Source organism: Acinetobacter sp. UBA1496, assembly GCF_002324975.1.
Lineage (GTDB): Bacteria > Pseudomonadota > Gammaproteobacteria > Pseudomonadales > Moraxellaceae > Acinetobacter > Acinetobacter variabilis.
Map to the genome: position 1 here is coordinate 1 of NZ_DCRI01000037.1, position 13,920 is coordinate 13,920.

14 protein-coding genes and 1 pseudogene are annotated in these 13,920 nt (G+C 42.5%); 7 read left to right on the forward strand and 8 right to left on the reverse strand.

What is annotated here, in order from left to right:
- Nucleotides 1-60 precede the first annotated feature (60 nt).
- The 4 genes from B3143_RS04210 to B3143_RS04225 are packed head-to-tail and all read right to left on the reverse strand — an operon-like array spanning nt 61 to nt 3,970.
- On the reverse strand, nt 61-804 hold the full coding sequence (locus B3143_RS04210) for an SDR family oxidoreductase (protein ID WP_208462263.1): 744 nt from the start codon (nt 802-804) through the stop codon (nt 61-63).
- Between the two features lie 53 nt (nt 805-857).
- Nucleotides 858-1,556: a histidine phosphatase family protein gene (locus tag B3143_RS04215; RefSeq protein ID WP_208462262.1), complete on the reverse strand. Its 699-nt coding sequence runs from the start codon at nt 1,554-1,556 to the stop codon at nt 858-860.
- The gene (locus B3143_RS04220) at nt 1,553-2,674 is read right to left on the reverse strand and encodes a phosphotransferase family protein (RefSeq protein ID WP_208462261.1); all 1,122 of its coding nucleotides are present in this window, start codon (nt 2,672-2,674) and stop codon (nt 1,553-1,555) included. Before B3143_RS04220 ends, B3143_RS04215 begins: the two co-directional genes overlap by 4 nt.
- 54 nt (nt 2,675-2,728) lie before the next feature.
- Nucleotides 2,729-3,970, reverse strand: a complete 1,242-nt coding sequence (locus B3143_RS04225; RefSeq protein WP_208462260.1) for an acyl-CoA dehydrogenase family protein — start codon at nt 3,968-3,970, stop codon at nt 2,729-2,731.
- 94 nt (nt 3,971-4,064) lie between these two features.
- On the opposite strand from B3143_RS04225, the gene B3143_RS04230 reads away from it, so the two are divergent.
- On the forward strand, nt 4,065-4,982 hold the full coding sequence (locus B3143_RS04230; RefSeq protein WP_208462259.1) for a LysR family transcriptional regulator: 918 nt from the start codon (nt 4,065-4,067) through the stop codon (nt 4,980-4,982).
- 160 nt (nt 4,983-5,142) lie between these two features.
- Nucleotides 5,143-5,760 (forward strand): annotated as a pseudogene (locus tag B3143_RS04235) (thermonuclease family protein).
- Nucleotides 5,761-5,841: 81 nt separating this feature from the next.
- Here the strand turns inward: B3143_RS04235 and B3143_RS04240 are convergent.
- From B3143_RS04240 to B3143_RS04250, 3 genes are read right to left on the reverse strand one after another with little or no spacing between them, the layout of a single operon-like run.
- Nucleotides 5,842-5,949, reverse strand: a complete 108-nt coding sequence (locus tag B3143_RS04240; protein WP_104426067.1) for a DUF2474 domain-containing protein — start codon at nt 5,947-5,949, stop codon at nt 5,842-5,844.
- Nucleotides 5,950-5,958: 9 nt separating this feature from the next.
- A complete protein-coding gene (gene cydB / locus B3143_RS04245) occupies nt 5,959-6,963 on the reverse strand; it encodes a cytochrome d ubiquinol oxidase subunit II (protein WP_005235864.1) in 1,005 nt (334 codons plus the stop codon).
- Complete coding sequence (locus B3143_RS04250) at nt 6,960-8,405, reverse strand: cytochrome ubiquinol oxidase subunit I (RefSeq protein ID WP_208462258.1); 1,446 nt, start codon at nt 8,403-8,405, stop codon at nt 6,960-6,962. The genes cydB and B3143_RS04250 overlap by 4 nt, the downstream gene beginning before the upstream one ends.
- A gap of 260 nt (nt 8,406-8,665) precedes the next feature.
- Here B3143_RS04250 and B3143_RS04255 point away from each other — a divergent pair, with 260 nt between their 5' ends.
- The 4 genes from B3143_RS04255 (at nt 8,666) to B3143_RS04270 (ending at nt 10,990) form a co-directional block, all read left to right on the forward strand.
- Nucleotides 8,666-9,109, forward strand: a complete 444-nt coding sequence (locus B3143_RS04255; RefSeq protein WP_004785531.1) for a MarR family winged helix-turn-helix transcriptional regulator — start codon at nt 8,666-8,668, stop codon at nt 9,107-9,109.
- Nucleotides 9,106-10,305, forward strand: coding sequence for an MFS transporter (locus tag B3143_RS04260; RefSeq protein ID WP_208462257.1), 1,200 nt, complete (start codon nt 9,106-9,108; stop codon nt 10,303-10,305). The genes B3143_RS04255 and B3143_RS04260 overlap by 4 nt, the downstream gene beginning before the upstream one ends.
- A 152-nt stretch (nt 10,306-10,457) precedes the next feature.
- A complete protein-coding gene (locus tag B3143_RS04265) occupies nt 10,458-10,664 on the forward strand; it encodes a helix-turn-helix transcriptional regulator (RefSeq protein ID WP_208462256.1) in 207 nt (68 codons plus the stop codon).
- Entirely contained in the window at nt 10,661-10,990 is a 330-nt protein-coding gene (locus B3143_RS04270) for a hypothetical protein (protein WP_104426063.1), read from the forward strand. Before B3143_RS04265 ends, B3143_RS04270 begins: the two co-directional genes overlap by 4 nt.
- 45 nt (nt 10,991-11,035) lie before the next feature.
- Here B3143_RS04270 and B3143_RS04275 read toward each other — a convergent pair whose 3' ends face one another.
- Nucleotides 11,036-12,016, reverse strand: coding sequence for a GlxA family transcriptional regulator (locus B3143_RS04275; RefSeq protein WP_104426062.1), 981 nt, complete (start codon nt 12,014-12,016; stop codon nt 11,036-11,038).
- 78 nt (nt 12,017-12,094) lie between these two features.
- On the opposite strand from B3143_RS04275, the gene B3143_RS04280 reads away from it, so the two are divergent.
- Complete coding sequence (locus B3143_RS04280) at nt 12,095-13,918, forward strand: acyl-CoA dehydrogenase (RefSeq protein ID WP_208462271.1); 1,824 nt, start codon at nt 12,095-12,097, stop codon at nt 13,916-13,918.
- Nucleotides 13,919-13,920: the final 2 nt, after the last annotated feature.

The window sequence follows — 13,920 nt, forward strand, 5'->3', positions numbered from 1 at the left end:
CTTGGTATTTGAATCTGCGAATTAAAAAAGCCCCTGATGGAGCTTTTTTGAATTGAAGTTTTAACCTAATTTATTGACTAATTTTAGCGGTAATACTTTCATTGCCAAACCGAGTGGCAACCAAGGCCACTTCGGTACATAAGCCTTGACTGGCGCTTTTTCAATTTCTTCTGCCAATAGACGTGAACCCGTTTTCTCATCCACTTCAAACGGTAATTTTTTCGCGCCTTCATTGATTTCAGTACGAATATAGCCTGGGAAAATGGTCGTAACTTTAATTGGTGTATCAATTAGCTCAGCACGAATGCCTTCAGCCAGATGTGTAACCCCTGCCTTACTTGCGCCATAAGCGGTCAAGTGTTTTGGCATACCACGCATTGCGCTCATCGATGAAATCATCACCAGATGACCGGAGTTTTGTGCGCGGAAAATTTCCACTGCAGCTTCACATTGTGCCAATGCAGAAATAAAGTTGGTTTCGACAGTGGCTTTATTGATTGCAAAATTACCTTTACCAATCCGGCGGCCTTCACCTACACCGGCATTGACAATAATCCGGTCAATGGTGCCAAAGTCTTCTTTAAAGGCACGGAAAACCTCAAAAACCTGATCATAATTGGTCACATCCAGTGTTTTGGCAATGACTTTAATATCATATTGGCTTTCGAGTTCCTGCTTCAAAGTTTCCAAACGTTCCAGACGACGTGCACAAATCGCCAGGTTATACCCTTTTTTTGCAAATTCACGTGCCATACCGGCACCAATCCCTGAACTTGCACCAGTAATTAAAATCGTTTTAGCCATATTTTTACCCTATCCCTTTATTTTTTTCTAAGGTGTTTTATCTTCAAAAATTTTTAAATCCAGGTTAGCAGGTCTGGACGTTGTGCTTTAATAAAATGATGTTCATTCAAGCTGAGTAGCTGGGGTTTATTTCCGACCAGACGTAATGTAGTAATGCTGGTATTAGTAATTGCCCAGTTTAAAGCGAAAGTTTTCTCTGGACTCAGACCCAGGATTTTGCCTACCGCGACAGAGATGACACCACCCGAGGTATACACGATTGCATAGCGCGGTTTAGTTTGCGCAAGCTGATCACATAAATTTTGCAAACCGGTTTCTACACGGCTTTTAAAATTGGGCCAGGATTCATCGTATTCGTGGTGATAATCATCACAGGTCCATCGAGCAATCGCTCCACTAAAGATTTTGCTCAAATAGTCTCGCGGATTGGCATGTTCTGAGACATCCTGCTTCAGCAGTTCTGGCTGATTAAAACGCGGTTCATAACGGGCAAAGACCTGCTGATGATTAAACTCATTCCAGGCACTATCGGTCAAAATCTCGCTTTCAGGAAAACATTCATCTAGAGATAACTGCGCCGTTTGTTGATGACGTTGCATAGAACCAGCCATTACATACGGTGCTTCTTTCAGAATTTCATCAAAATAACGACCGAGCAATTTTGCCTGTAGTTCCCCATTTGGTGAAAGCTGATCATAACTGGCTGCCCCGAAAGATGCCTGTCCATGCCGGATCAAGTAAATGGTGGTCATTTTTGCATTAACTCTTTAAATTTCAGGATATATTTTTGTGCAATGTCATTGGCTTCAAGCTTTTGTAGACCAATCAGTTTTAATGCACGGATATGCAAGGCATGAATCACTACCCAAAAATCCTTAAAGGCCGGATTGTTGGTTTGTTTGTGGTAATAACGGTAATAGATCTGCTGAGCAATCACTGAGAGACGGAAAATCCCAAACACTTCATAGAATGTCCAGTTTTCCGGTTGCAGACCGGTTTTCTCCAGATAGTAATCCACCACTTCTTTACGGGTAAACATACCTTTTAAATTGGTGGGCTGACGACGTGTTGCTTTAAAAATGGCATTGTCCGTATCTTCTACCCAATAAGCCAAGGCAGAACCCAAGTCCATCAGCGGATCACCCAGGGTGGCCATTTCCCAGTCCAGCACCCCAATAACTTCAGTTGGATTTTCTGGATCCAAAATGACATTATCAAAACGCCAGTCATTGTGAATGACACAGGTTTTAGAATCAGATGGAATATTATCTTTCAGCCAGTTACGCACGTATTTAAAAGATGGAACATTTAATGTTTTGGCTTTTTCGTAACGTGCATCCCAGCCTTCTACCTGACGACGGCAATAGCCTTCACCTTTGCCTAACTTTTCCAGTTCTGTACCAGTGTAAGGAACTTGGTGTAGTTCGATCAGCTTATCAATCACATTAATACATAGAGTCTGGATATCTGGTTCAGTCAGTTGTAATTCAGGCGGCAGCTTGGCACGCGGAATAACCCCTTCAATGCGTTTCATTACATAAAAATCACAGCCAATGACTGATTCATCCTGACAAAGTGCCACCATTTCAGGTACGACTGGATAGTGTTCAGCCAAAGCTTTTTGTACATGATATTCACGTGCCATGTCATGCGCAGATTTAGCTTTAGTCCCTTGAGGCGGACGACGTAGAATCAAATCGGCATTGGCATATTGCAAACGATAAGTCCAGTTTGAAGCTCCACCGGAATATTGAGTAAGCTCTAAAGGACCTTCTACATTTACTCCTTGTTGATTTAACCAATCTGTGATGGCCTGTACATCCAGTTCCTCACCTTCACGAACTGACCCACCTACATCAATGACCGCCATAATTTTTCCTTAAAATCTTCTAATACGTTTCAATGTTCTGTATATAAAGCCAGCTTATTTTTTACGACGTGTGCTATAACCACGTTTTGCCAGTTCCAGCTTGGCAATCATACCTTTATGCACTTCATCCGGACCATCAGCCAGACGTAAGGCACGGGCTTGGGCAAAGAATCCGGTCAGCGGTGTATCACGAGAAACACCCGCACCACCGTGGATCTGAATCGCCATATCCACAACTTTTTCCAGTACACTTGGCGCAACGACTTTAATTGCAGAAATTTCAGTCAGTGCTGCCATATTCCCTAAAGTATCCATTTTATAGGCAGCATACAAGGTTAATAATCGAGCCTGATCAATGGCAACGCGAGCTTCTGCGACACGTTCCAGGTTACCACCCAGTTTTAAAATCTCTTTACCAAATGCGGTACGGCTCATACCCCGGTCAATCATAAGTTCTAATGATTTTTCAGCAGCACCAATGCAACGCATACAATGGTGAATACGGCCTGGCCCTAAACGCCCTTGGGCAATTTCAAAGCCTTGACCTGCACCCCCAATAAAATTCGAAACTGGAACACGAACATTATCGAAGCTGACTTCGCCGTGGCCATGTGGTGCATCATAATCACCAAAGACTGGAAGCATCCGTTCAATTTTCACGCCTGCAGTATCGACTGGAACTAAAACCATGGAATGCTGATGATGACGGTCTTTGGATTCATCCGGTGTATGTGCCATAAAGATGATGATTTTGGCATTCGGATCTCCCAAACCCGAAGACCACCATTTACTACCATTCAAAACAATTTCATCACCTTCAACTACTGCCGTCGCCTGCATATTGGTAGCATCACTTGAAGCCACAGCAGGTTCAGTCATACAGAACACTGAACGGATTTTCCCTTCCAGAAGTGGTATCAACCATTGCTGTTTTTGTTCTTCAGAACCATAGCGCCACAATACTTCCATATTACCGCTATCTGGCGCATTACAGTTAAAGACGGTAGGTGCAATCAGGCTTCGTCCAGAAAGTTCAGCGATATGTGCATATTCCTGAACGGATAATCCCTGACCTAATTCTGGACAAGGCAAAAACATATTCCAGAGACCTGCCACTTTGGCTTTATCTTTCAATATTTCAAGCTCTGCCGGCCATTGCCATTTGGTCCAGTCGCCACCTTGATTCAGTTGATGCACCTGATGCCAGAAACCAGCCTCGACAGGTTCAATTTCATCAGTAATAAACTTTTTTGTTCTATTTAAATAATCCTGTGCTTGTGCAGACAACTCAAACATTGCTTTATCCCTCTGAATATTCTAATTCATACGCTTTACAACACCTTAACCCAAAATATATTATGAATAAAATGATTTAATTCCATATAGCAGTATGCATAGTATTCATTCAAAAACCGTGATGGACCTACGAAATTTTCATCGTATTGATATTAATCTTTATCCACTTTTTATTGCCATCTATGAACAAAACAGTATTTCTAAAGCCGCGCAAATTCTATCGATAAGCCAGTCAGCGGCCAGTCATGCTTTACAACGTTTAAGACAGCATTTACAGGATGATTTATTTGTACGAACGGGTAGCAAGATGCAGCCCACACCGTTTGCGGATCAGATCTATCCTGAAATTAAAAATGCACTTTTTGCGATTCAGAATATTTCGATGCAGCATCAGCAATTCAGACCGGAATTGATTCATAGCTTAAAAATCGCTGTACATGATGAAATTGAACCCATGATATTTCCAAAACTGGTTCAACATTTTCAAAAAATTAACATGGATCTTCAGCTGAGTAGCATGAAACTCGACCGTAAAAATATTGCTGCAGATCTCGCCTCTCAACAGGTCGATTTTGTCATTGATCTGGAGCAAAGTATTAGTGAAAAAATTCAGTTTGAACGACTTGTACAAGATGAATTCGTGGTCTGTACACAACAAACAGAAATGAATGAACAGATTTATCTGGCCTCACCTCATATTGGCGTTTCCTCACGCCGTACGGGAGTTTTAGTTGAAGATATATATTTAAGTCGAAAACATTATTCCCGGCAGATTTTTTTACGTTGTCAGCACTATTCCACAGCCCTGCAAATTCTGGAACAGCAAAAGACTGCCATGCTGACAATTCCTAAAAATGTATTGACACATCTACAGTTAGCAAACTGTCTGAATATTTTTGACGTTCCTGTACAACTGCCGAAAATTAATATGGGGATGTATTGGCATAAAGATTTGCAAGAAAATAAAAGACATCAATTTTTGAGAAATGAAATTTATAAAATTTTTACTTAGGCTATTTATCAGATGATTTAAAATTGCTTAGGCTATTTTATTATCAGGTTTTAGGATTGAGATTGGCTTAATTTGATAGTGCTTAGGCTATTTTATCGGTACAAAACTAAACACTGATTGATGACTTTTTAAGCCTTATGCGGAGTGGCTTTGATCTAAAATGGCTCGACTTTTAGCTGTGTTTATGCGGCTGTTTTTGCTGATTTGGATCTTGCCCTTGTTACATCTCTCCACCACCTGGCAAATTGTGCTGGGCTTCGTACTTCTGTGTTTTTCCTATTATCTACTGCATAAAATTACGGTGTATTTAAAGGACCTATTTCGCCCCTTTAAGAAAGGTAAGAAATACTGGTGCCGGGTTAGTGCTGTCAGTGATGGCGATACCCTCACCTGCTACCGTTTTAATATCCGTCGCTCTGAGACCAAACTGCGCTTTGCTTATGTCGATGCACCTGAATCTTCACAGGCCTATGGTAAGGAATCGCTACGCCTGGTTCAAAGTATGGTTAAAAATAAAATGATTCGTGTATAAATTACTGATATTGACCGATATGGTCGCTGTGTCGGTGTGGTCTATCGTTATCGCAAGAATATCAATGAAGAGATTGTGAAACGTGGTGCGGCATGGGTTTATGAGGAATATATCCGGGATAAAAACCATTTACGCTATATGATGGAACTACAGAATAAAGCCAAAAAGCAGAAAAAAGGGTTATGGAAAAATAGCCGCCCTGTCCGTCCAAGTGTGTATCGTAAACAGATCAAAGCCTCATCTTGATTTTTAAGATCTAAAATTTAGCTTATAAAAAAGGGATCTGTACTAACAAATCCCTTTTGCTTGTTCAGTTCATATGATGACCTAATAGGCCAAATGCACCAGAAAGCGGAATGCCCCTGCAATAAGTGCCAGTGTCAAAAAACCTGCAAGCCATAAGCCTACAAACCATACTATCTGTTTGCGTGTCATACCTGCTCCTTAATGATAACCATCATCACCAACACGCACCTTGTGTCGGAATACCCAATAGGACATGCAGGTATAAATCACGATAATCGGAATCAGGACTAAGGCTCCAATCAAAGCAAATAACTGACTATTTTCATGCGCCGCTGCCTGCCAGATCGTGACTGATGGTGGAATAATATAAGGCCACAGACTAATCAGAAAACCGGTATATGCCAGGAATACCAGCACTAACATATAGGAAAATGGGCCTAGTTCACTGCGTCTTTTACAGGCACGTAAGGCCAGCCAGGTAAACAATATGACCAGGATCGGTACGGGCATAAAGTAGGTAAATTGAGGCTGGCTGAACCAGCGCTCCGCAATTTGCGGATGGGTCAACGGCGTATAAACACTAACAGCACCTAGAATAATCAATAAGGCTATAATCAGCTTCGGCATCAGTTTAAACATGCGATCCTGTAAATCATCACCGGTTTTATAAATGAGCCATCCACAGCCTAATGCTGCATATAGCACCACGACACTGATTCCTGTAAAGATACTAAATGGACTGAGCCAATCCAGACCACCACCTACATAGACACCATTTCGTGTTTCAATTCCCTGAATATATGCACCCAGAATCATCCCTTGCAAGAAACTGGTGACGATCGATCCACCTATAAAAGCTTTATCCCACCAGTGTTTGCTTTTATTCGCCTTAAAACGGAACTCAAAAGCAACACCACGAAAAATCAAGGCGATCACCATCAGGATAATCGGCATATACAGTGCTGAGAGTACCGTCGAATAAGCCAATGGAAAGGCAGCAAATAATCCAGCGCCCCCTAGAACCATCCAAGTTTCATTACCATCCCAGACCGGAGCGACCGTATTCATCATGACATCGCGTTCATCCTGATGCGGGAAGAATGGAAATAGAATGCCAATGCCCAGATCGAAACCATCGAGAATAGTATAGACCAGTACACCCAGTCCAATAATCGCAATCCAAATTAATGATAAATCAATCATTTTTTATCCTCCTGATCCGGATGTTCAGGAACCTCTTCAATACGTTCGCGAATACTGCTCAATGGTCGACGGGAAGCCTGAACCACATCGCTATCCGATTCATGGTGTGGTCTGGAATGAATAAATTCTGGACCTTTATGCATTAGGCGCAACATGTAGAAAATTCCTACGCCAAAAACAACGCAGTACACCACCACAAAGATAATCAAGGTCAAACCAACCTGTTCAGCGGACACTGGTGATAATGCATCTTTGGTCCGCATAATGCCGTAGACAACCCAAGGCTGACGGCCGACTTCTGTGGTAAACCATCCTGCCAGCATGGCAAGAAATCCGGATGGACCCATGATGAGTGCAAAACGATGCAGACCACGTGACTCATAAAAACGTCCTCGGGTACGTGACCATAGCCCCCATAATGCAAGCAAGAGCATCAACATACCCATCCCGACCATAATCCGGAAACTCCAGAACACGACCAGTGAATTGGGTCGATCTTCAGGCGCAAAATCTTTAAGTCCCGTGACTTTTCCATCCATAGAGTGCGTCAGAATCAGGCTACCCAATTTAGGAATACCAATTGCATATTTGGTTTCTTCCGCTTGCATGTCTGGAATCCCAAACAGGTATAAAGGCATTCCTTCATCATGATTGGTTTCCCAATGGCCTTCCATCGCGGCCAGTTTGGCTGGCTGATGTTCAAGTGTATTCAGACCATGCATATCCCCCACAAAAATCTGTAAAGGTGCAAGTGCCAGAATCAGCCACATGGCCATGGAAAATGAAGTTTTAACTAAAGGATCGCGACGACCCTTGATCAGATGCCATGCCGCTGTTGAAGCTACAAGTAAGGCCGAGACCAAAAAGGCGGCCATCGCCATATGGGCCAGACGATAAGGAAAAGACGGGTTAAATACGATCGCTACCCAGTCCTGCGGGACGATTAGGCCGTTTTCAATCGCAAAACCTTGTGGGGTCTGCATCCAGCTATTGGAAGATAAAATCCAGAACATGGAAATACAGGTGCCAACTGCGACCATTAAAGTGGAGAAAAAGTGTGCTCGTGGGCCAACCCGATCCCAGCCAAAGAGCATGATGCCCAGGAATCCGGCTTCTAAAAAGAACGCAGTTAAAACTTCATAAGCCAGCAAGGGTCCGGTCACACTTCCAGCGACCCGGGAAAACTCACTCCAGTTGGTTCCGAACTGATAGCTCATTACCACACCGGATACGACGCCCATACCAAATGCGACGGCGAAAATTTTGACCCAAAACTTGAACAGATCCTGAAAAATCGGATTTTTAGTCTTTAGCCAGCGCCATTCCAGAATAGCCAGAAAACTTGCCAATCCGATTGAAATTGCAGGAAAGATAATATGAAAAGATACAGTAAAGGCGAACTGTATACGTGCTAACTCTAATGCAGTTAAACCCAGAGTCATAAACTTCACCTATGCAGTGTTATTTGGCATATCTGCCCTTCAGTTATTAAGTGATGGATTTTTCTAGTGCTTAGGTAGCTTAGGCTGAATCATTCTTAAAAGTATGTAGTCTTTTGTTGATTATTTTTTAATCAGGTTAAAGACTTGTAATAACTTAGTTAAAAAGACGTTAACCATGCAAAAATTTTCAAAATTTCCCTCTTGTCTAATTGAATAAAGAGGCGTAAATTAGGCACAATTTAGTTAGCCAGGTTAACTATATGTTTCAACCCTCTTCCAGATTTCGTTCACTGTTGCTGCGTTGTGCACGACTCATGAGTGATGAAATCAATACTATTTTGTTATCCTCCCAACTTAATTATTCCTTATGGCAAGTGCTCTATACCATTCAATCCCAACAGCAATGCACGCTGGTTGATATTTCAAGCTATTTAAATGTTTCAAAACCAAGCATAACCAAACGTATCCAGCATTTAAGTGAACTCGACTTAATCTGCCAGATCGAAACCGAAGATAAACGTCAAAAAGTATTTAAACTCAGCGAGCAAGGGGTTAAAACCTTTAACCTGTGTTCTAAACAGATTGATGCTTTTGAAGATCAGTTACTGCAACAGATTGACGCAGATGATCTGCAAAGCAGTAAAAATACTTTGGTTCAGCTGATTCAGCAATTACACCCTTCATCTCAGGAAACACCACAATGAGCCAAGATCAAGCCCGCTTATGGACCCCTAATTTCGTCCTGGTCAGTCTGGTTAATTTCCAGCTTGTTCTGGTGTTTTACCTGCTGGTGATTGTGATTGTCGGTTTCTCGGTCGCTGAACTGGGAGCATCGACTGCACAAGCCGGTCTGGTATCCGGTCTGTTTATTGTCGGAACGCTAATTGGACGCTTATTTATTGGGAAGTTGCTGAATCGTCTAGGGCTGAAAAATACTCTAGTGATTGGCCTGACTGGCTTTTTGCTATTTTCCGGACTTTATATGATTCCGGCCAAACTAGAAGTGTTATTGGGTATTCGTCTGATCCACGGCTTTATGATGGGTATGGCCTCTACCGTACTCGGCACAGTAATTGCGCAAACCATTCCGGCAACACGACGTGGTGAAGGTATCGGTTATTTCAGTATGAGCAGTACGCTTGGTACAGCGATTGGTCCTTTTGTCGGGATCTGGCTGATGACGAATTTTAATTATCAGGTGATTTTTATCTTCACCACTATCGTTGCGTTCAGCTGCCTGATTTGCGGTCTGTTTATCCAGCCGCCGCGCCTTAAAGCGAGTGGTACATCGACTTCCTCTGTTCCACAATCTGCCAGTAAGCTAGCTCAGTATGTAGAGCCCAATGCCTTGCCGATTGCAGTGATTGTCCTGCTGGTGGCTACCTGTTATTCAGGCGTATTGTCCTTTATTCACTTCTATGCCAAAGACATCAATCTGGTCGAAGCAGCCTCTTTCTTCTTCTTGATGTATGCCTTTGCCATTCTGCTGTCGCGTCCTTTTACTGGCCCATTAATGGACCGTAAAGGTGAAAACATCATTATCTACCCTGCAATCGTGATTATGGCAGTAGGTATTCTGATGCTGAGTCAGACACAAAACTCTGTGATGTTACTGGCGAGTGCCGCGTTATTAGGTTTTGGTTTCGGGAATATCCAGTCCGTGTGTCAAACCATTGCTGTAAAAAGTACCACCTTGCAACGGATGGGTCTGGCCACCTCAACTTTCTTTATTGCGCTAGATGCCGGTCTTGGTTTCGGACCTTATTTCCTCGGTATGCTGCTTGATCAGGTGGGTTATCGTCAGCTTTATCTGTTCTCTGCATTGCTTACCTTTAGCTGTCTGATCTGGTATTACCTGCTGCATGGCCGCAAGGTTAAATCGACCTCAGTCAAAGCTTAAACGAGTTGATTCAATACTTTTTTAAACGGGCATCAAGCCCGTTTTTTTATATTTCGACTCTTTTAAATGACGCTTATTTTTATCATTATGAAATATATATTTTACACAATGTTAAATATATATTACATTTTAAATGATGTTGGAGTAAAGACATGTTAAAGAATGACATCATCGTGTCCCGTGCTAAAAAACGTTGGACACAACAACAGCTTGCTGATGCAGTGGCAGTTAGCCGCCAAACGATTGCTGCATTAGAAAAAGAGAAGTACAACCCTTCCTTGATACTGGCATTCAAGTTAGCAAATGTGCTTGAAACCACGATTGAGGAACTGTTTAGTTATGCTGAGGAAGAAACATGACACTATATTGGTTATTGATGGCTAGTATCTTAAGTATTGTGGTTGCTGTGATTTGCTGTGAAATATATAAAATACGCTTTGAGTGCTCACAGGAAGCCAAAGACGAAAGAGGAACCATGATTTTATTAAAACAAAAATCATTGTCCTATAACATTTTATTTTTGGGGATTAGTTCAGCCTTTTTGATCATCATCGGATTTGAAGGCTTCGGACTAAAATGGTTAGAACGTGAAGTTTTCATTTATTGGATCATGTTCACTGGCTTCCTGCAAAGCATCGCCTCAACTATTTATACGCATTATTTACGTAAAGACATCTTTAGCTAATAAGTATGTTAAGAGAGATTTTCGAATCTCTCTGTTTATCAAAATCTAGAAACGTCGGCTAAAACGACGACGATATTCTAAGGGTGTTAACCCTGTTTTTTTATAAAATAAACGCCGAAATGAGCTTGGATCCTGATAGCCGACATTTTGCATAATCAGATCTATTGCCTGATCAGTTTCCTCAAGCCGTTTGCGTGCTGCTTCAATGCGAATGGCTTGCAGATACTGATTCGGTGCAATATTTAGCGCCTGCTTAAAATGCCGGATTAAAGTACGAGTGGTGACATTAAAACGTTCTGCCAGTGCATTCAAAGTGAATTCTTCATGAAAATGCTGCTCTAACCAGTCCTGAATCTTTTGCACCAGTTCATCATGATGAGGTTGACCAATCTTCATTAATGAATAAGACAATTGACTATCACGTCGATAATCAATCACAAAGGATTTGGCAGATTGCATGGCAACTTCAAAACCATAGAAACGTTCAATCAGATGCAAGCCTAAGTCAAACCAGGCCAAGCCTCCACCTGCACAGTAAATATTCTGATCCCGGCTAATCATCAGATCGGCATTGAGTTTGACCTGAGGATAACGGGCACGAAACATGTCCTGAAATCCCCAATGCGTTGTCGCCACACGTCCATCTAAAATGCCGGCTTCTGCCAGAAAGAAATTTCCGGTGCAGTTTCCAGCGATTAAGGTGGATTGTGCATGGGCGGAAGTTAAAAACTGAATCAGGCCTGGATTTTCATCCAGTACCTCTTGAATAGGTGCGGCAATGGTCGGCACTACCAGAATATCTGCTGTTTGAATCTCTTTATACGCACAATGAGCTTGCAATTCCAGACCATTAATACAACGAATTGGCTGTCCATCTGGACTGGCGATCCTGACTTTAAACAGGCGTTGCACATCCTGCTGCTGAATCCGGTTCCAGCTCACGCCAGCCATAGCAAATAAATCGACGACACCTGTAATTGCTGAAGCCAAAGCACCATCAAAGCCTAAAATCACTACCTGTTGCATATTTTTCTATTTGTCTTTTTTCACCCTATTCATGTCATTATTGACAATCCTCCTTGATAAATGCAACTGCTAGTCTTGATGCTATCTCAAGGATTACACATTCAGGATCGTACTGTGACTCAGCTGATTAATGATAAAGACCTCAATTTTCTGCTTTATGATGTTTTCAAACTCGAAGCCTTAACTGACCTGGAACGTTATCAGGATCATGACAAAAATACCTTTGATAGCATTCTGGAAACGGCAAAAGGCATCGCGACCGATTATTTTGCGCCGCATAATGCCAAGGCTGATCATCACGAACCGAGCTTTGATGGCAAACAGGTGAAGACCATTGATGAAGTGAAAATAGCATGGCAACAATTTGCTGATGCTGGCCTACTCTGCGCCCAGCATGATTACGCAGACGGCGGCATGCAATTGCCGACTTTGGTGAATATGGCCTGCAATGCCTATTTCATGTCGGCGAATCCTTCGACTGTTGCCTACTCTTTTCTGACAGCGGCTGCAGCAAATCTGATTCAGGCCTTTGCTTCTTCAGAACAAAAACAAATGTTCTTGCCGCATATGCTCAGTGGCCGCTTTGCCGGGACTATGGCGATGACCGAGCCGAATGTAGGTTCCTCTTTGGGAGATCTGACCACTAAAGCGATTTCTCAGGCAGATGGAAGCTATAAAATTAAAGGCCAGAAAATGTTTATTTCTGGTGGTGATCAGGACATTACTGAAAATATTGTGCATCTGGTTCTGGCTCGTATCCAAGATGCACCACAAGGCGTAAAAGGTATTTCCCTATTCATCGTGCCGAAACTCAAAACCAATACAGATGGCACTTTAGGTGAATCCAATGATGTCCAGCTGGCTGGCCTGCTACACAAAATGGGCTATCGCGGCACTACTTCAACAGTTCTAAGCTTTGGGGAAAATGACAATTGCTTAGGCTATTTAATTGGTGAAGCGGGGCATGGCTTAAAATACATGTTCAAGATGATGAATGAAGCACGTGTCGGTGTTGGTCTCGGTGCAGCCATGATTGGTTATCGTGGTTATCTGGAATCTCTGGACTATGCCAAAAACCGTCCTCAAGGCCGGCTGGTTCATGAAAAAACACCTGGTACCAAGCCCGTGAATATCATTGAGCATACTGATGTCAAACGCATGTTATTAGCACAAAAGTCTTATGTTGAAGGTGCTTTGGCGCTGTGCTTATTTGCAGCCCGCTTAATTGATGAACATCAGGCTGCACAAGATGAAGATAGTGCCATTTTGCTGGATCTCATTACACCCGTGGTCAAGTCCTTCCCTTCTGCCTATGGTCCTAAAGCCAATGATCTGGCGATTCAGGTCTTGGGTGGTGCGGGCTATACGCGTGAATATCCGGTTGAGCAATGCTATCGTGATAACCGCCTTAATCCGATTCATGAAGGCACCTATGGGATTCAGTCTCTGGATCTATTAGGCCGTAAACTCTGGCAGCACAATGGCAAAGGCCTGACTCTGCTCATGCAACGCATCCAGAAAACCTTGTCTGAGATTCAGGATAACAAGTTAACAGAACTGGCAGATGTCTATAAACAGCATCTTGTTACTGTGCAAAAGACCACTCAGGTTTTAGGTCAGGCTCTGCATCAAGGCAAAGTTAGTGAAGCTTTGGCCAATTCTGGGCTATATCTGGATATGATGGGCAAAACTATTATCGCGTGGTTGTGGCTGGAAATGGCCAATCAGGCTCAACTTAAATTTGGCACATCTTCTCAACAGGAAGATCAAGCTTTTCTGGCAGGTAAAATTCAGGCAGCTCAATATTTTATTCATTGGGAACTGCCTGAAATTGAACATCAGGCTAAATTACTGATGAACTTCGATGACACCTGTCTAAATATGCAAAGTGACTGGTTCTAATT